This window comes from Micrococcus sp. EYE_212, assembly GCF_023147585.1.
In the GTDB taxonomy this organism is placed as follows: domain Bacteria; phylum Actinomycetota; class Actinomycetes; order Actinomycetales; family Micrococcaceae; genus Micrococcus.
Genome location: NZ_JAHXOZ010000005.1, coordinates 1 through 17,000, shown reverse-complemented (window position 1 = coordinate 17,000; position 17,000 = coordinate 1). Strand labels below are relative to the sequence as shown.

Below are 17,000 nucleotides of genomic sequence, written 5' to 3'. Positions count from 1 at the left end.
CCGACGAGGGCATCGCCGAACGCGAGGTGATGAGAGCATGCCCATGCTGATCGACACGCTGGTCCTGGTGGTGGGCGGCTTGCTGGCGGTCAGCTTCACGGTGTTGTTCTCGGCGTGGGCCCCGCGCGTCTCCCTCGTCATCGGCCTGCTGCTGTACACCGTTCCCATGCTCCAGGTTGGACCGGGTGTGGATACCCGTCCCGGCATGGTCGTGATCATGCTAGGGCTGCTCGTCCGTTGGGTGGGCACGCGCCGACGGATGCTTCACCAGAGAAACGGTGTCCTGCTGGTGTCCCTCGCCGCGCTGCTGATCACTACGGTCGTCTCCCTCGGATGGACGGTGAACGTCCCTCAGACGGCGGCCACCTTCACCAGCACGGCGATCGCCTTCGCCCTCCTGTGGGCGGCCAGGACGATCTTCACCCCACGCGATCTGCTCTGGTGCGTGTTCGTCGCCTCCGGTCTGCTCGTCATCTCCTCGCTGCTGATGGGGATCGCGGGGATTGGCAGCTCGATCGAGGCCGGCCGGTTGCGCGGCCTGTTCCTGAACGCCAACGCCCTCGCGATCATGGCCCTCGTGACGGCGCTCGCGAGCGTGGTGATCCGTCGGCGCTGGGTCATGGTCGTCTACTGGGTGCTGGTCATGCTCACCCTCGTGTGGACAGCGTCCCGGGCCGGCGCCCTCGCGACGGCGCTGTTTCTTGTGCTCGCGGCCTGGAGGATCTTCTCCGACTGGCGGATCCGCGCCCTCATGCTCGGTGTGCTGGTGTTCAGTGTCGTGCAGTTGGCGACCTCGCCCGAGGAGTTCACGACCTCGGACGGCGACACCGGCCTGACCAGGACCAACGACTCCCGGTCCCACTACTGGACGCTGGCGCTGGCGGACATCCGCCGCGGCATGCCGTTCGGGTTCGGCGGCGGATCCGCCTCGGTCCAGAGTGAGGCAGGAGTCAACGTCTTCCTCAAGGCCGCGTACGAATTCGGCTGGTGGGGGCTCGCGCTCATGGCGGGGATCCTGCTGGCGATCCTCGCCAGAACGCGGGGGACCCGCTTCGGAGCGGCGGCGTTCGTGGCGATCCTGGCGAACGTGCAATTCGAGGGCTGGCTCTTCACCTTCGGCAACTCGTTCACCGTGATGACCTTCCTCGTGTTCTCCGCTCTGTTGACGGAGAAACCCCCGGCGCCGCACATGCGGCGTGCAGGAAGAAACTCCAGGGCCTGGTCGGAGCAGGACATCGCCTGGGGATTGAGAATCGAAGCGAGGAGCTCATGAAGTTCGTCTTCTGGCAACCCGTCCCCTCACTCCATCAGGCGGCGTTCCTCTCGGCTCTGGCCGGGCGGGGCCACACTGTCGATGTGGTCGCGCGAAAGCCAGTGGCGACACGCCGGCTCGCGCAGGGCTGGGAGCAGGCCCTGGATCACGGCGACGCCCGTGTCGTCATCGCGCCGGAAGACGTCCCGGTGCCTCCAAAAGTCGCCGAGTCCTGGACGCAGGAGACCATCCACGTGATCTCCGGCATCGGCCGCACACCATTCGAGGTGCGGGCCCGTGAGACAGCGGTCCAATCGGGCGCATTCCACATTGGATACGTGGAGCCGTGGCAGTTGAACACCCTGCCCCGCCGAGCGAACTGGTGGATGCGGACCCGCCGGTGGGTTCGCCGGTTCTCCCGGGGAGGGGGGCACTTCCTGACGACGGGCCAGGGCGGCGTGGGCCAGCTCCGGCGAGCGGGGGTGCCTGCCGCGAAGGTCGCCCCCTTCGCGTACTGGCTCTCGCCCCACGCAGAGGCTTCCGGGGGGACATCCGAGGAGACAGCCGCAGGGCAGATCCTCTACGTGGGCCGCCTCGACGGCAACAAGAACATCGTCCCGTTCGCGCGGGCCGCCGTCCGTGCCGGCCTGCGGATGCGGATCGTCGGCTCGGGGCCGGCCGGGGAGGAGATACACGAGCTCGCGGCGCAACACCCGCAGCACCTCACCGTCAGCGGAGCGCTGCCGAATCCCGTGGTGCGTCAGCTCATGGCGACCGCGGACTTCCTGGTCCTGCCTTCGCGGTATGACGGATGGGGAGCGGTCGTCTCCGAGGCCCTCTTGTCCGGGACGAGGGTGTTGGTCTCCAGCGCTGCCGGCGCGGCCCAGGTAGTTCGGTCAGACCTGCAGGGATACCGGTTTGAACCGACCGAGAATGGCATACGGGCGGCGGTCGCGTGGGCGGGGGCGCAGGAGTGTCCCAGCGCCGACGGTCGGGATCGGCTGCGGGGTTGGGCGGAGTCCTCGATCTCCGCTGATGCGGGCGCCGCGTACCTCGAGCGCGTCATCGAGCACTGGCGTGAGGGGCTGCCTGGAGTGGAGCCGCCGCCCCTGCCATGGTGGTGAGGTGAGCCGAGGGGGACGCCCCGGGTGTGCCCAGTGGCCAGGGACGGACGCCCCGTCTCACACCGCGCGAAGACGCCGCCGGACGGCGCCCAGCGCGGTGGTATCCGCGCCTAGCTGGCGTCCGACGTGCCAGGCGATCGTCAGCCTGCGTAAGACGTTGGCCATGGCGGAGGCGATCGCCACCGCGAAGAGCGGGTCCATTACGGGCAGCAACGCGACGGTGAGTACGGGGAGGACCACGCAGGTGGCGAGGTTCACGCCGATGGAGAACCATCTGCTGTCGAGCAGCCGGACGATCTCGAAGGAGGGACCGCAGGCGATGGCCAGCACATGCCCGATGGCCAGAATGCTGAGGGCGCCCGACGCGGGGCGGTACTCCTCGCCGAAGATCACCGCGATCACCGGTTCACCGATGAGGAGGATGGTGGCGGTGATGGCCGCCGTGGAGACGAGGCCCAGTCCGACAAGCCGATCCGAGGCGCGGAGCACCCCTGGGAGATCGTCATTCTTGGCGAGGCTGACGCCGATGTCGCGGACCGAGACGAAGGCGATGGCGTTGTAGATGAACAGCAGCGCCACGACGCCCAGCAGCGCAACCCTCAGCTGTCCGGCCGCGACGGTCAGGCTGAGGGCGGAGAGGACGAGAACCTCGAGGTTCGTCATCAGGGTCTGTGAGCTGCTGAAGATCGTCTGATCCACTGAGGCGCCGATGACCTCCCGCGGGGTGATGCGCTCTCTCATGCCCCGGGGGACCCAGCGGTTGATGACGAGGTTGCCGTAGGCGAGGGCGATCAGCCCGGCCACGTTGTACGCAAGAAGCGCAACATTCACATCCAGGGACCCCGGCGTTAGGAGATACACCCCCAGCAAGACCACGGTAAAGATACCCGGCCGGATCAGAATCTCGGGGAGCTGGGCCTGCAGAGCGGATCCCATTCCACGCATGATTCCCGACCGCAGCGGGTCAAGCCCGAGGGTGAAGGCGAGGAGCATCACGAGGACGATGGTCCAGCCGTCAATGCTCGGCGTCACCCCCGTGAGCATCAAGACCCCCAAGAGAAGAGAGGCCAGCGAGGACGCCGCCAGGCCGAGACGGAACGTGGCGGAGCGGAGGCCCCTCACCCTGTCCATGTTTCCGCGGGCAATGGCGCGTGAGGACTCGCGGAAGAGGAAGACTCCCATGCCGGTCGGGGCCGCGAGGTAGACGACGGTGGCGAAGGCCAGGATGGCGGAGTAGACACCGAGGTCGTGCGCGCCGAGCATGCGGGCGAGCAGGACGGTCTGGCCCGCGGAGCAGAGGAATCCGCCGATGCGGATGGCGATGGATAAGAGATTTACGCGGTTCATGCCGCTGGCTGATCCTGAGCGAGCCTCTGCCGGTGGATCACGCGTCGAAGTGTTTAAGAACGCGCGCCGGGACCCCGCCGATCATCACGTTGTCTGGGAACTCGCCGCGCACGACGGCACCGGCCGCTACCATGCACCCGCGGCCCACGGACGAGCCCGCGAGGAACGTGGCCCGAGCCCCCACCCAGGTCCCGGCGCCCACCGTGATGCCGGCGCTGTAGCCCTGGCCCGCGCGCCGCGTGGTGTCGCCGAGGTGGTGACTGCCGACGACCAACATGACACCGGGGCCGAGGTCGCAGCGGTCCTCGATCCGCACCATGGCACCGGGGCCACCGATGAGCTGACATCCCGCGCCGATCCAGGCCTGGGACCCGACCTCGACCCACTTGTTCGACAGCACCGCCGTCCCGTTGATCTTCGCGGTGCGGTCCACGCGGGCCCCGGCGACCGAGTACACGCGCTGACGCAAAGCGAATCCCCGGGTGTGGGGCGTGATGGCAGAGAGGAGGTTGGGGAGCCACATGGACATGGGATCGATGGTATCCGCTTGGAGGTGTCTGCGAAGTCGCGACCGAATGGGGACGCGCGTCAGCGGTCGCCGTCCCAGGCGTCCACCGGCAGGGTTTTGGGGACCTTGCCCGCGACACTGAGGGTGGGCTCGCGCACCATTTTCACCGTGATCGCGGTGAGGTCGATCCCCTGATCCGTCTTCCGGACATCCTCGTGTACTCGCGCGGTGATCTCCGCGTCCGTCCACGTGGGCGCGGGGGCGGTCGCCAAGATCGTGAGCTCCCCGGCCGACGTCGGGGCGAACTGAACCTGGGTGATGGTGGGGAAGGCTCGCAGCATGTGTTCGTACTGATTGGGGAGGACGTTCGCGAACGTGCCATCCAGACGACGCACCGCCACCTGCTGGTTCACCCGACCCCGAACCGTCGACAGGAACCGGATGTCATCCACTCCGTCAACTCCCTCAACGGCGTCGCCGATGGCGTAGTTGAATAACGGGAAGCGGCGTGGGTCGAGCGTCGTCACCTGGATGCCTGTCTCGGGGTCGGGCAGGGCGCCGTAGATGCTCGCCCAGGGGACGCGCAGGGCGCCGGCGGTCGCATCGTAGTGGGCCAGCAGCCCGGTCTCGACGGATCCGTACTCGCCGGCGACTCTGGCCCCGAAGGCCCGCGCCATCACCTCAAGGTCCTCTGCGGTGGAGGTGTCCGACGTCGGGATGACCCATTCGAGTGAGCTGGGGGCGGGGAGGCCGTGAGAGATCAGGTGATGGGCCAGCTGGGTGATGTAGGAGGCGTACCCGATGATGTATTTGGGCTTGAGGCGGACCAACTCGTCCGCGACGGAGGCGAGGGCTTCGGGTGAGCGGTCATAACCATTGACTCGATGCCCTCCGCTCGCCAGATCTTTGGCGGCGCGCACCACCTTGCGGACGCCTGCCTGTGGGCCCCCGCCAAAGAGATGGCTGTGGCCCCAAGGATGGAGGTAAGGGTCCCCCGGCTCGATACCGATCCAGGACCGTCCGAGGAAGCCGTTAACCCAGCGGTCCGGGACCTCGTCGTCGCTCTTGGGGTACCGCATCGGTGAGCCCGTGCTGCCTCCCGTGACGTAGGCGGCCTCGCCGCCGCCGTCACCGAAGACAAGGTCTTGGTGCTCTCGCAGCACCTCCTTCGTCAGCAGCGGGAAGTCCTGCATCTGTTCCAGGGCCTCCAGTCGGGCGGGTAGGCCGTACTTCTTCGCCCAGTGTCGGTAGAAGGGGGAAGCCTCCCGTGCCCGCCCCCAAGTCTGGTTCAGCTTCTCGAGCCGGATCCGCTGCTGCTCGCCCGTCTCGGTCTCAGCGTACAGACGCTTTCGGTTGTCAAGTGCGGATAGCTGGCGACGCTTCGACGCACGGATCACGAACTTCCGCGGGTTCATGTGGGGTCTCTCCAAGAGGTGGGGGGCGGAGGCAGGCGGTGCAGAGCTGAGGGAGGCGCGAAGACCTGTGACCAATCGGCGCCCGCAGGAACTGAGTTCCCCGTCATGCTACCGCCTGGCCGCAGCGGCAATCCGGCGTGGGTCTGGCCGCCCGCCTGCTGAGGGGACTGGCGCCGCCGCCCGCAAAGGCTCAGCCCCACCTCGATGCAGCCGGCCTGCTTCTTTTCGGACTTCTCGTACATATCCGGGGCCGCCTCCAAGGAGGCCTTGTGGGTGGTGAGGTCGAGCACCCAAGAGACGTGACGATGCCCCAGACGGATGAAGACTCCCATGCCGGCTTCCGTAGATGTTCGCCCTCTCGTTGTCAGCCGCGAGGCGCGCCTGACCTGCCGAGAGATCAGGAACCTGTTTCCGAAGTCAGACGCCCCGCAACGACTCCCTCGTCCTCGCAGCCGCGTCCAGCACGACGGCCCGCAGCGGGGCCACGGCGTCGTCCGGCGCCTGCCCCTCTGCCGGGGGCACGCTCGCGGCCTCCCGCTCGATCCGCCGCTGCCGCGCCGCGCCACTCTCGGCCATCATGGCGTGCACGTGGTCCAGCTCCGCTTCGCAGCCGAGCTCGCGGGCCACGGGGGCGAGACGCTCCAGCTCCTCGCCGAGGTGCTCGGCCACGGGAGCGTCGTTGCCCTCGGCGTCGAGGATCACGCGCGCCTCGAGGCCGTAGCGGGCGGCCCGCCACTTGTTCTCGGCCGCATACCACGGCGGCAGGATCGCGGGAGCGTCCGCGCCGCACTCGAGCCGGGACGAGAGATCGTGCACGAGGCACTGCGTCAGGGCCGTGACGGCGGCGATCTCCTCGATGGTGGCCATGCCGTCGCACACCCGCATCTCGACCGTGCCGAGACGCGGGACGGCGCGCACGTCCCAGCGGCACTCCGTGGCGTCGGCCACCATGCCTGCCTGGACCATCTGCTCCACGCAGCGCTCGAAATCCGCGTAGTCCTCGAACTGGTGGGGCAGGCCCGCCGTCGGCAGCTGCTGGAAAACCTGGGTGCGCTGCGACTGGTAGCCCGTGTCGTGGCCGGCCCAGTAGGGGGAGGAGGTGGAGAGGGCGAGGAGGTGGGGGAAGCGGTTGACGAGGCCGTTGACCACGGGCATCGCCTTCGAGACGTCGTCGAGGCCCACGTGCACGTGAACGCCGAAGATCAGCATCTGCCGCCCCCAGTACTGGGCGATCTCCACGACGCGGTTGTACCGGTCCTTGTCCGTGACCGGCTGCAGCCAGGGCTCCGCGAAGGGGTGCGAGCCCTGGCAGTAGAGCTGCAGGCTGCGCGCCTCGGCGGCCGTGAGGATGCCGGCGGCGATCCCGCGCAGCTCCTCGGCCGCGGCACCGGCGGTCCGGTGCACGCCCGTGACCAGCTCCACCGTGTTCTGCAGCATCTCCGCCGTGACGTGCGGGTGTTCGTCCTCCGGGCCGAGGCCGGCGACGTCGCGGGCGGCCGCGATGACCTCCGGGGCCTCGGGACGCAGGTCGCCGGTGACGGCGTCCACGAGTGCGAGCTCCCACTCGATGCCGAGGGTGGACTGCGCCGACTGCTGGAACGGGAGGCTCATGCAGACATCTTAGAGGCGCGGGCGAGCCCGGCGGGGCGGCGCTGCCCGACCCGGGCCCTAGCCTGGATCCATGGCCGACGACCGCGACCCCCGCCCCTCCGCCGAGGACTCCTCCCCGGACGCCACGCACCTGGCCCCCGCACTGACCGGGGCCGGCCGGGAGCTGTTGGACTCGCTGACCGACGCGGACGTCGCCGACCCGCTGGCCTCCACCACGCGGCTGCGGGCCGCCGGCCACGCCCCCGAGCTCGTGGCCGCGGTGCTCACCCAGGCCGCGCTGCGCCGGGCGGCCCGCACCAAGCTGGGCGACCTCGCCGATCGGATGCTCTTCACTCGCGACGGGCTCGAGCAGGCCACCCGCCGGGTCGTGGCCGAACGCCGCGCTGAGCGGTTCACGGCGGCCGGGTTGCGCTCGGTGGCGGACCTGGGCTGCGGGATCGGGGCCGATGCCCTCGGCCTCGCGCGCGCCGGGCTGTCCGTCGTCGCCGTGGAGCGGGATCCCGTGGTGGCCGCCGTGGCCGCCGCCAACATGGCCGCGCTGGCGCCCGGGGCGCGGGTGGAGGAGGGGGACGCGCTCGCGTGGGCGGGCGCCCACGCCGACGATGTGGACGCCCTGTGGTTCGATCCGGCCCGACGCCGGATCTCCAGCTCGGGCTCGGCGCGCGTGTTCGACCCGGAGGCGTTCTCCCCGCCGCTGTCCTTCGTCCTGGGGCTGGCCGCCGAGGGGCGCGCGGTGGGCGCCAAGCTCGGCCCGGGGCTGCCGCACGAGCACGTCCCCGCGGAGGCCGAGGCGGAATGGGTCTCCGTGGACGGCGACGTCGTCGAGGTGGTGCTGTGGTTCAACGCGCTGACGACGGCGCCGGGGGTCCGCGCGGCCGCCGTCATCGACACGCGGAGACCCCGGCCGTCCGTCGCCGTGCTGCGCGATCGTCCCGGCGGCTCGCCCGCCCTCGAGTCCGTGGGGGAGGCGGGACTGGACGCCCTGCCGGGCTGCGTCCTCCACGAGCCCGACGGCGCCGTGATCCGCGCGGGCCTCGTCACGGACCTCGGCGCCGTATGGGAGGAGGGCGGCGCGGTGGCCCGGCTGCTCGACCCGCACCTGGCCTACCTCGTGACCGAGGCCCCCGTGCCCTCCCCGCTGGCGCGCGGATACCGGGTGGAGGCCGTCCACCCCCTCGACGTGAAGGCGCTGCGCCGCTGGGTGCGCGAGCGCGGCATCACCCGCCTGGACGTGAAGAAGCGCGGCGTGGACGTGCGCCCGGAGGAGCTGCGGGCCCGCCTGCTCGCGGGGGCGGGGAAGGGCGCGGGGAAGAAGGGCCGCCGGGCCGGCGGCGTGGCAGCGGCGGGCGCGCACGGGACCCTCGTCCTCGCCCGCGTCGGCGGACGCCGCGTGGCCCTCGAGGTGACGCCCCTGGACGGGGTGGGCTGAGGCGTCTCGACGTCGCCGTCCGACATCGGATCCGCGGAGTCGGGGCCCCGGTTTGTTGATTAGCGTACTCATATGTACTCTAATCCACTGAGGCAAGCCTCACCTGAGGGTGGGCCCTGCCGACCCTGACGAGACACCCCAGACCTCGGCCCGCCTCGAGCGGCGCCCGGGAGGAGAACCATGCAGCGCGCCCCCCACTCCCCTCGCCTGTCGGCGATCGCCCTGACCTCGGTCGCCGCCCTCGCCCTCGTCGGCTGCTCCGCGGGAGGCTCCAACGGCTCCGCGGGGACGAGCTCGGCCGCCGACGGCGCCGGCGTCTCCTCGTCGGCCGGCTCCGCGCAGGGCGTCGCCGCGGGCGCCACCGTGACCGACATGTCCGGTGCGCAGATCACCCTCCCGCAGGAGGTGGACTCCGTGATCGCGACCGACAACCGGACCTTCCGCACGCTGGACGAGTGGGGAGTGGAGCTGAGCGCCGCCCCGAAGCAGATCATGTACGAGGGCGAGGGCGGCCCGTCGTACCTCGACGACGCGGACGTGAAGGACATCGGCAACCACCGCGAGCCGGACATGGAGGCCTTCGTCACCGCCGAGCCGGACGTGGTCCTCAACGGCCAGCGCTTCCGGGACCGCAAGGCCGAGATCGACGAGCTCACCGGCGACGCCGCGATCGTGGACACCGACTTCGACCCCGTGAAGACCCCGCTGGACGAGGGCCTCAAGGAGCTGACCACGCTCCTGGGCGACACCACCGGCCACCAGGAGGAGGCGAAGCAGCTCAACGCCGACTTCGACGCCGCCGTCGAGCGGGCCAAGGAGGCGTACGACCCGGAGCAGACGGTCATGGGCCTGATCGCCACCGGCGGCGACCTCGCCTACGTCGCGCCGTCGACGGGCCGCTCGATCGGCCCCCTCTTCGACATCCTGGGCTTGACCCCCGCCCTCGAGCAGTCCGGCTCCGACAACCACCAGGGCGACGACATCTCCGTGGAGGCCATCGCCTCCTCCAACCCGGACTGGATCATCGTCATGGACCGCGACGCCGCGATCGGCGAGGAGAACGCCACCGCCAAGGAGCTCATCGAGCAGTCCGAGGCGCTGAAGGACGTGCCGGCCGTCAAGGAGGGCCACATCGTCCACCTGCCCGCGGACCTGTACGTGGCCGAGGACATCCAGAACTACACGACGATCATGGAGGATCTCGCGGACGCCTTCGAGGGCGCCCGGTGACCCAGTCGCCCACCGGCACCGTCGACGCCCGGACCCAGCCCCTCGCGGCGGGTCCGGGCGAACGCGTGTGCTGGGTCCCTCCCGCCGTCCTGCGCCCCGAGCGTTCGCGCTGGCAGCGCACGTGGCCCCTGCTCGCCGGCGCCGCGATCACCGTGGCGCTCACCGTCCTCTCCCTCTTCGTGGGGGTCTACGACCTCGGCGCGGAGGGCGGGGCGGAGATGTTCGGCATCACGCGCGTGCCCCGCACGATCGCGCTGATCCTGGCCGGCGCCGCCATGGCCATGTGCGGGCTGATCATGCAGCTCATGACGCAGAACCGGTTCGTCGAGCCCAGCACGACCGGCACCACCGAGTGGGCGGGGCTGGGCCTGCTGGTCACCATGCTCCTCATCCCGGGCGCCGGGATCATGACCCGCATGGTCGGCGCCGTGCTGTTCGCCTTCGTGGGCACCATGGTCTTCTTCCTGTTCCTGCGCCGCGTGCGGCTCTCCTCCTCCCTGATCGTGCCGATCGTGGGCATCATGATGGGCGCCGTCGTGGGCTCGGCCTCGACGTTCCTCGCGCTGCAGACCGACATGCTCCAGCAGATGGGCGCGTGGTTCGCCGGCTCCTTCACCTCCGTGGTGCGCGGCCGCTACGAGCTGCTGTTCATCGTGCTGGCCGTGTGCGTGGCGGTCTTCGTGATCGCTGACCGCTTCACCGTGGCCGGGCTGGGCAAGGACATCGCCACGAACGTGGGGCTGAACTACGAGGCGGTCGTCTTCACCGGCGTCGCGATGGTGTCCGTGGCCACGGGCGTGGTCACCGTAGTGATCGGGGCCCTGCCCTTCCTGGGGCTCGTGGTCCCGAACATCGTCTCCATGGTGCGCGGGGACAACCTGCGCACCAACCTGCCGTGGGTGGTCATGGTGGGCATCTGGGTGGTCATCGTGTGCGACGTCATCGGGCGCACCGTGATCATGCCCTTCGAGGTGCCGATCTCCCTGATCCTCGGCGTCGTGGGGGCCGTGGTGTTCCTCGCCCTGCTCCTGAGGCAGGCCAAGCATGGCTGAGGCCCGCACCGTCCCGGGGCTGCGCAGCGGCTCCACCGCCGCCGGTCCCCTCGCAGACCGCGCTCGCGCGTCCGGCCCGTTCGTCACCCGCGCCGAGCGCACCCGGTACCTCGTGACCGTGGCGGTGCTCGCCGTCGTCGGGCTGGCCGCGACGGCCGGCATCCTGCTGTGGGGCAATGAGGCGACGCCGGGCTCCCGCGCGTTCTGGCTCATCGCCGGGATGCGCGTGGACGCGATCGGGGTGATCGCCCTCGTGGCCCTGTGCCACGCGTTCGCCACGGTCAGCTTCCACACCGCCACCGGCAACCGGATCATCACTCCCTCGATCATGGGCTTCGAGGCCCTCTACGTGGCGGTGCAGACCGCCGCCGTATACGCGCTGGGGGCTGCCGGCGTCGCCGTGGTGAGCGGGACCGGGCCCTTCCTGGCCCAGGCTGCGCTCATGGTGGTGCTGGCCACCGCCCTGTACTCGTGGCTGCTCTCCCGGCCGTACGGGAGCATGCACCTGATGCTGCTCGTGGGCGTGGTCCTGGGCGGGGGACTGGCGGCGCTGAGCACCTTCATGCAGCGCCTGCTGGACCCCAACTCGTTCGACGTGCTCTCGGCCCGCCTGTTCGGCAACATCTCCAACGCGCGCACCGAGTACGTGGCGGTGGCCGCGCCGATCGTCGTCGTGGTGTGCCTCCTGCTGTGGCTGCGCTCGCGGCGAATGAACGTGGTGGCCCTCGGCGCCGACGTGTCCACCAACCTGGGGCTGAGCCACCGCCGGGAGCTCATGGGGACGCTGCTGCTCGTCTCCGTACTCATGGCCATGACCACCGCCCTGGTGGGGCCGATGACGTTCCTCGGCTTCCTCGTGGCCACACTGGCGTACTCCATCACGGACACGTACGACCACCGTCTCGTGCTGCCCGTGGCCGCACTGGCCGGCTACGCCGTGCTCGCGAGCGCCTACTTCGTGCTGCGGCACGTCTTCTACGCGGGGGGTGCGGTCACCGTGGTCATCGAGCTCGTGGGCGGCATCACCTTCTTGATCGTCGTGATGAGAAAGGGTCGGCTGTGATCGAACTGCGGGGCGTCACCAAGCGCCACAGTGACGAGGTGTGCATCGGTCCGGTGGACCTGCAGATCCCCGCCGGGGGCATCACCGCCCTCGTGGGGCCCAACGGCGCGGGCAAGTCCACCGTGCTGACGATGATCGGGCGGCTTCAGGACGCGGACGCCGGGACGATCGCCGTGGGCGGCCAGGACATCACCGCGACCCCCTCGCGGCGGATCGCGCAGACCCTGTCCATCCTGCGCCAGGAGAACCACTTCATCACGCGCCTGACGGTGCGGCAGCTCGTGGGCTTCGGACGGTACCCGTACTCCCGCGGGCGGCTGACCCTCGACGACGAGCGCCACATCTCCGAGGCCGTGGACTTCCTGGGCTTGGGGCCGTTCGAGAACCGCTACCTCGACCAGCTCTCCGGCGGCCAGCGTCAGCGTGCCTACGTGGCCATGGTGCTCGCGCAGAACACCGAGTACGTGCTGCTCGACGAGCCGCTGAACAACCTGGACATGCAGCACTCGGTGCAGATGATGCAGCAGCTGCGCCGCGCCGCCGACGAGCTGGGCCGCACCGTGGTGATCGTGCTGCACGACATCAACTTCGCCGCGCACTACGCCGACCACATCGTGGCCATGGGCGACGGCCAGGTGGTGGAGACGGGCTCGCCCCACGAGATCATGCGCCCCGAGGTCCTCGAGCGGATCTTCAAGACGCCGTGCCACGTGGTGGAGGGGCCGGCCGGCCCGCTCGCCGTCTACTACTGAGCGGGGCTGGGCGGGGCTGGAGCTGGGCGGGGCGGGGCGGGGCTGAGCGGGGCTGGGCTGGGCTGCCGTCGGCCGCCCGTGTGGTCTCCGGTCCCTCCATCCGACGCCCACACCCTCCCAGAGACGCCCACACCCTCCCAGAGACGCCCACACCCTCCCAGAGACGCCCACACCCTCCCAGAGTGGTCACAACACGCCGTCTCAACTCTCTGCAGGCGGCGCGTCGTGACCACTCTGCGAGGTGGACTCCGGGCGCGGGTCGATGCGATGCCCCGCCGCCCGCCGTTCGAGAATGACCTCGACCAGCCGTCGGCAGGCCTCACGGTGATCCTCGGCCGTCACCCGCAGGGGAGCGACCCCCCGCGCGAGGAGCCAGCGGTCCCGCCGGGCGTCCCGGGCCTGCTGCTCCCGCGCGAGGTGATGCGCGCCGTCGTACTCGAGGGCGACGGCGCCGTCGGCGTAGTACAGGTCCACCTCGGGACACTGGGGATCGGCGGCGTCCAGGCGGAACTGCAGGATGGGTTCGCCCAGCCCCGCAGCGATCAGATCGAGCCGCACACGCGTCTCCAGGGGAGAGTCCGACCCCACGCGCACCTGCGCCAGCGCCCGTCGCGCCGCATCGATGCCCGGTACACCACCCAGCGCCTCCACGACGGCGGCCAGCCCTTCCGGAGTCGACGCCGGCTCGCGTCGTCCTCGCCGCGACCAGGGCCGGGCGAGCAGGTGGTCGCCGGCGGCGATGAGGTCCTCCGGCGTCCACGGAGCGCCGCGCGTGCACAGGTCCGCCCACGTCCGCTCCGGCGTGGTGGCCCGCAGCCCGTGGACGGCACCCACGTGGTGCGCTGGAAGATCCCGACGGTGCGGGGCGACGCCCTCGCGCCGCAGCCGCTGCCCCGGCGGGAGCGTGACGTGGACGAGGCTGGAGGGGGCCGCGGCGTGCGGGGTCGGCATGCCGTGCAGATGAGCCGCGGTGTCGTGGGAGAGCACCGCCGCACCGCGTCGGCGCAGCAGGGCGGCGAGGACAGCCCCGCTCCATCCGTGGCCCGGTTCGGCCAGGCCGACGTCCGCCCATGACGGGCCGGGAGACTCCGCGCGGACCCGCACGCCGTGCAGGGGAGTGGAGAGGTCAGCGCGTCGCAGCCGTTGAGGGGGCACCCCCGCTGTCCGCGCTTCAGCTGTGGTGAACGCAGGAGGCAGGGGAGGAAGGCCCGAGGGCGTCGTCGGCGACATGGCCGAAGCCTCGGCGCAGCGGGACCGTGCGACGCTCGCGGTGAGCACATCTGGGGATGGGGCAGCCCGCCGTCGGCCGCTGTGCAGGGGGCGTTGCGTGTCCGCTCCGGGGGAGGGTGGTCCCGCCTCCCTCCCGACGACCCCTATGGCTCTCCCGCCCTGTCCCCGGCCCCGCCCCCGCCTCGCCCCCCGCCGCCCGGCCCCGCCGCCCCGCCCCAGCCCCCCGCCGGGTGGTCGCAACACGCCGCCTGAACTTCTTGCAGACGGCGTGTTGTGACCGCCCTGGAACCGGGTCCATACGGCAAGGGGCAGGAGTGGGCGCTGACGACTCGAGCCGCGCGGCGAGCCGGCGAGCGGACCCCGCCCCCGGACGCGGCTGGCACTCGTGTTGAAGGAGTGCCAAGGCCCGGAGTAGAGTCGACACTGGCACTCGGGGGTACCGGGTGCCAACGCCCGAGGATGGACCCTGCGGCACCGCGACGACGGAGGGTCTCCACGCCCGTGGCACCCCCTGAGACCACGTCAACGCAGACTCGGCGGCCCTGTCGCCGGCCCGCACGTCGAACAAGAAGGAGTGTGCAGCATGTCCGTTGCCATCAAGCCCCTCGAGGACCGCATCGTCGTCCGCCCGCTGGAGGCCGAGCAGACCACCGCCTCCGGCCTCGTCATCCCGGACACCGCCAAGGAGAAGCCCCAGGAGGGCCAGGTCGTGGCCGTGGGCCCGGGCCGCGTCGCCGAGAACGGCAGCCGCGTGCCGGTGGACGTCGCCGAGGGCGACGTCGTCCTGTACTCCAAGTACGGCGGCACCGAGGTCAAGGTCGGCGGCGAGGAGTACCTCGTGCTCTCCGCCCGCGACGTGCTGGCCATCGTCACCAAGTGACCCCCGCGCGTCGGGCCCGGTGAGCGGAGCGCACCCCACCGGTGCGCCGCCCCGGGCCCGACGCGTCCCGCACTCCCCGAAGACTTCCTGAACCGAAAGGAGCGTCCGTCATGGCCAAGCAGCTGGCATTCAACGACGACGCACGCCGCGCCCTCCAGGCCGGCATCGACAAGCTCGCCGACACCGTCAAGGTGACCCTGGGCCCCAAGGGCCGCAATGTGGTGCTCGACAAGGCGTGGGGTGCCCCCACCATCACCAACGACGGCGTCACGATCGCCCGTGAGATCGAGCTGGACGACCCCTACGAGAACATGGGCGCCCAGCTCGCCAAGGAGGTCGCCACCAAGACCAACGACATCGCGGGCGACGGCACCACCACCGCCACCGTGCTGGCCCAGGCCCTCGTGAACGAGGGCATGCGCCAGGTCGCCGCCGGCGCCGCGCCGAACGACGTCAAGAAGGGCATCGAGGCGGCCGTGTCCGCCGTCGAGAAGCGCCTGCTGGAGAACGCCCGCCCGGTCGAGGGCAAGAACGTGGCCCACGTGGCCGCCATCTCCGCGCAGTCGGACGAGGTCGGCGAGCTGCTGGCCCGCGCCTTCGACACCGTGGGCACCGACGGCGTCATCACCATCGAGGAGTCCTCCACCACCTCGACGGAGCTGGACGTCACCGAGGGCATGCAGTTCGACAAGGGCTACCTGTCCCCGTACATGGTCACCGACGCCGAGCGTCAGGAGGCCGTGCTCGAGGACCCGTACATCCTCATCAACTCCGGCAAGATCTCCAACGTGCAGGAGCTGCTGCCCCTGCTGGAGAAGGTCCTGCAGTCCAACCGCCCGCTGTTCGTGATCGCGGAGGACGTCGAGGGCGAGGCCCTGTCCACCCTCGTGGTCAACAAGATCCGCGGCACCCTGAACGTCGTGGCCGTGAAGGCCCCGGGCTTCGGCGACCGCCGCAAGGCCATGATGCAGGACATCGCGATCCTCACCGGCGCCCAGGTGGTCTCCCCGGACCTCGGCATGAAGCTCGAGCAGGCCGACCTCGACGTGCTCGGCACCGCCCGCCGCATCACCGTGTCCAAGGACAACACCACGATCGTGGACGGCGGCGGTGAGAAGGCCGACGTGGACGCCCGCGTCTCCCAGATCAAGGCCGAGGTCGCCGCGACCGACTCCGACTGGGACCGCGAGAAGCTGCAGGAGCGCCTCGCCAAGCTCGCCGGCGGCATCGGCGTGATCCGCGTGGGCGCCGCCACCGAGGTGGAGCTCAAGGAGCGCAAGCACCGCATCGAGGACGCCGTGTCCTCCACGCGTGCCGCGCTCGAGGAGGGCATCGTCGCCGGCGGCGGCACCGCCCTCATCAACGCCCTCTCCGTCCTGGACGAGGACGCCGACGTGCAGGCCCTCACCGGGGACGCCGCCGCGGGCGTGGAGATCGTGCGCAAGGCGCTCAAGCAGCCGCTGCGCTGGATCGCCCAGAACGCGGGCGAGGACGGCTACGTCGTCGTCTCCAAGGTCGCCGAGCTGGAGCCGAACCACGGCTACAACGCGAAGACGGGCGTGTACGGCGACCTCCTCGCCGACGGCGTGATCGACCCCGTGAAGGTCACCCGCTCCGCGCTGGCCAACGCGGCGTCCATCGCGGCGCTCGTGCTCACCACCGAGACCCTCGTGGCGGACAAGCCCGAGGACGAGGACGAGCACGGCCACCAGCACTGAGCTGAGTGACGTCGCCGGCAGGGCCGGCTCCCTCACGACGACGGCCCGTCATCTGCGCGCGCAGATGACGGGCCGTTTCGCGCCTCCGCACCTGTGCCCGCTTCCGTTGGTGCACCGGGGCGCTCCGCGGCCGCGTCCTTGACGCAACGGGATCGATGGCGGTCCGGGACGTCGGACCCGGCGCCGTGACGGACCGCCGCGTGATGAGGTCCTGCGCCAGGGGGGTGCCTCTATGGTTTTCGTCAAGCCGCGAGAGCGACTAATGATGGTGCTGGCGGGGCGGTCGGATCTTGATACAGGGTGCCATCGCGGAGCATCGCGTAAAGCACGTCGGTGCGGCGCCGGGCCAGCGCAATCAGCGCCTGGTTGTGGCGTTTGCCCTGGGCTCG

At 70.6% G+C, this 17,000-nt stretch carries 14 protein-coding genes and 1 pseudogene; 9 read left to right on the top strand and 6 right to left on the bottom strand.

What is annotated here, in order from left to right:
* Window positions 1–43: 43 nt before the first annotated feature.
* Both KZX60_RS04595 and KZX60_RS04590 read left to right on the top strand, forming a co-directional pair.
* Window positions 44–1,273, top strand: a complete 1,230-nt coding sequence (locus KZX60_RS04595; RefSeq protein WP_248115894.1) for a hypothetical protein — start codon at window positions 44–46, stop codon at window positions 1,271–1,273.
* Window positions 1,270–2,376 carry a glycosyltransferase gene (locus tag KZX60_RS04590; RefSeq protein ID WP_248115893.1) on the top strand — a complete coding sequence of 369 codons (1,107 nt, stop codon included), beginning with the start codon at window positions 1,270–1,272 and terminating at the stop codon, window positions 2,374–2,376. Before KZX60_RS04595 ends, KZX60_RS04590 begins: the two co-directional genes overlap by 4 nt.
* A 57-nt stretch (window positions 2,377–2,433) precedes the next feature.
* On the opposite strand, the gene KZX60_RS04585 is transcribed toward KZX60_RS04590, so the two are convergent.
* The 4 genes from KZX60_RS04585 to KZX60_RS04570 form a co-directional block, all read right to left on the bottom strand.
* On the bottom strand, window positions 2,434–3,723 hold the full coding sequence (locus tag KZX60_RS04585) for an oligosaccharide flippase family protein (RefSeq protein WP_248115892.1): 1,290 nt from the start codon (window positions 3,721–3,723) through the stop codon (window positions 2,434–2,436).
* Window positions 3,724–3,760: 37 nt separating this feature from the next.
* Window positions 3,761–4,252 carry an acyltransferase gene (locus tag KZX60_RS04580; protein WP_248115890.1) on the bottom strand — a complete coding sequence of 164 codons (492 nt, stop codon included), beginning with the start codon at window positions 4,250–4,252 and terminating at the stop codon, window positions 3,761–3,763.
* A gap of 59 nt (window positions 4,253–4,311) precedes the next feature.
* Complete coding sequence (locus KZX60_RS04575) at window positions 4,312–5,646, bottom strand: hypothetical protein (RefSeq protein ID WP_248115889.1); 1,335 nt, start codon at window positions 5,644–5,646, stop codon at window positions 4,312–4,314.
* Between the two features lie 417 nt (window positions 5,647–6,063).
* Window positions 6,064–7,257: a glutamate--cysteine ligase gene (locus KZX60_RS04570; protein ID WP_248115888.1), complete on the bottom strand. Its 1,194-nt coding sequence runs from the start codon at window positions 7,255–7,257 to the stop codon at window positions 6,064–6,066.
* Between the two features lie 70 nt (window positions 7,258–7,327).
* Here KZX60_RS04570 and KZX60_RS04565 point away from each other — a divergent pair, with 70 nt between their 5' ends.
* The 5 genes from KZX60_RS04565 (at window position 7,328) to KZX60_RS04545 (ending at window position 12,783) form a co-directional block, all read left to right on the top strand.
* Window positions 7,328–8,686, top strand: a complete 1,359-nt coding sequence (locus KZX60_RS04565) for a class I SAM-dependent methyltransferase (RefSeq protein WP_248115887.1) — start codon at window positions 7,328–7,330, stop codon at window positions 8,684–8,686.
* A 180-nt stretch (window positions 8,687–8,866) separates the two neighbouring features.
* On the top strand, window positions 8,867–9,916 hold the full coding sequence (locus tag KZX60_RS04560; RefSeq protein WP_248115885.1) for an ABC transporter substrate-binding protein: 1,050 nt from the start codon (window positions 8,867–8,869) through the stop codon (window positions 9,914–9,916).
* On the top strand, window positions 9,913–10,968 hold the full coding sequence (locus tag KZX60_RS04555) for an ABC transporter permease (protein ID WP_248115883.1): 1,056 nt from the start codon (window positions 9,913–9,915) through the stop codon (window positions 10,966–10,968). The genes KZX60_RS04560 and KZX60_RS04555 overlap by 4 nt, the downstream gene beginning before the upstream one ends.
* Window positions 10,961–12,031 carry an iron chelate uptake ABC transporter family permease subunit gene (locus KZX60_RS04550; RefSeq protein WP_248115881.1) on the top strand — a complete coding sequence of 357 codons (1,071 nt, stop codon included), beginning with the start codon at window positions 10,961–10,963 and terminating at the stop codon, window positions 12,029–12,031. Before KZX60_RS04555 ends, KZX60_RS04550 begins: the two co-directional genes overlap by 8 nt.
* A complete protein-coding gene (locus KZX60_RS04545) occupies window positions 12,028–12,783 on the top strand; it encodes an ATP-binding cassette domain-containing protein (RefSeq protein WP_248115879.1) in 756 nt (251 codons plus the stop codon). The genes KZX60_RS04550 and KZX60_RS04545 overlap by 4 nt, the downstream gene beginning before the upstream one ends.
* A 201-nt stretch (window positions 12,784–12,984) precedes the next feature.
* Here KZX60_RS04545 and KZX60_RS04540 read toward each other — a convergent pair whose 3' ends face one another.
* On the bottom strand, window positions 12,985–13,887 hold the full coding sequence (locus KZX60_RS04540) for a hypothetical protein (protein ID WP_248115876.1): 903 nt from the start codon (window positions 13,885–13,887) through the stop codon (window positions 12,985–12,987).
* 709 nt (window positions 13,888–14,596) lie between these two features.
* On the opposite strand from KZX60_RS04540, the gene groES reads away from it, so the two are divergent.
* The gene (gene groES, locus KZX60_RS04535) at window positions 14,597–14,893 is read left to right on the top strand and encodes a co-chaperone GroES (protein WP_248115875.1); all 297 of its coding nucleotides are present in this window, start codon (window positions 14,597–14,599) and stop codon (window positions 14,891–14,893) included.
* A 110-nt stretch (window positions 14,894–15,003) separates the two neighbouring features.
* Complete coding sequence (groL, locus tag KZX60_RS04530; RefSeq protein WP_248115873.1) at window positions 15,004–16,611, top strand: chaperonin GroEL; 1,608 nt, start codon at window positions 15,004–15,006, stop codon at window positions 16,609–16,611.
* A 242-nt stretch (window positions 16,612–16,853) separates the two neighbouring features.
* Here the strand turns inward: groL and KZX60_RS04525 are convergent.
* A pseudogene (locus tag KZX60_RS04525) lies at window positions 16,854–17,000 on the bottom strand (IS110 family transposase); the annotation flags it as partial.

Coding starts and splice junctions, on each gene's coding strand:
- KZX60_RS04595 (WP_248115894.1), top strand. CDS start 44: ATGCTGATCGACACGCTGGTCCTGGTGGTGGGCGGCTTGCTGGCGGTC.
- KZX60_RS04590 (WP_248115893.1), top strand. CDS start 1,270: ATGAAGTTCGTCTTCTGGCAACCCGTCCCCTCACTCCATCAGGCGGCG.
- KZX60_RS04585 (WP_248115892.1), bottom strand. CDS start 3,723: ATGAACCGCGTAAATCTCTTATCCATCGCCATCCGCATCGGCGGATTC.
- KZX60_RS04580 (WP_248115890.1), bottom strand. CDS start 4,252: ATGTCCATGTGGCTCCCCAACCTCCTCTCTGCCATCACGCCCCACACC.
- KZX60_RS04575 (WP_248115889.1), bottom strand. CDS start 5,646: ATGAACCCGCGGAAGTTCGTGATCCGTGCGTCGAAGCGTCGCCAGCTA.
- KZX60_RS04570 (WP_248115888.1), bottom strand. CDS start 7,257: ATGAGCCTCCCGTTCCAGCAGTCGGCGCAGTCCACCCTCGGCATCGAG.
- KZX60_RS04565 (WP_248115887.1), top strand. CDS start 7,328: ATGGCCGACGACCGCGACCCCCGCCCCTCCGCCGAGGACTCCTCCCCG.
- KZX60_RS04560 (WP_248115885.1), top strand. CDS start 8,867: ATGCAGCGCGCCCCCCACTCCCCTCGCCTGTCGGCGATCGCCCTGACC.
- KZX60_RS04550 (WP_248115881.1), top strand. CDS start 10,961: ATGGCTGAGGCCCGCACCGTCCCGGGGCTGCGCAGCGGCTCCACCGCC.
- groES (WP_248115875.1), top strand. CDS start 14,597: ATGTCCGTTGCCATCAAGCCCCTCGAGGACCGCATCGTCGTCCGCCCG.
- groL (WP_248115873.1), top strand. CDS start 15,004: ATGGCCAAGCAGCTGGCATTCAACGACGACGCACGCCGCGCCCTCCAG.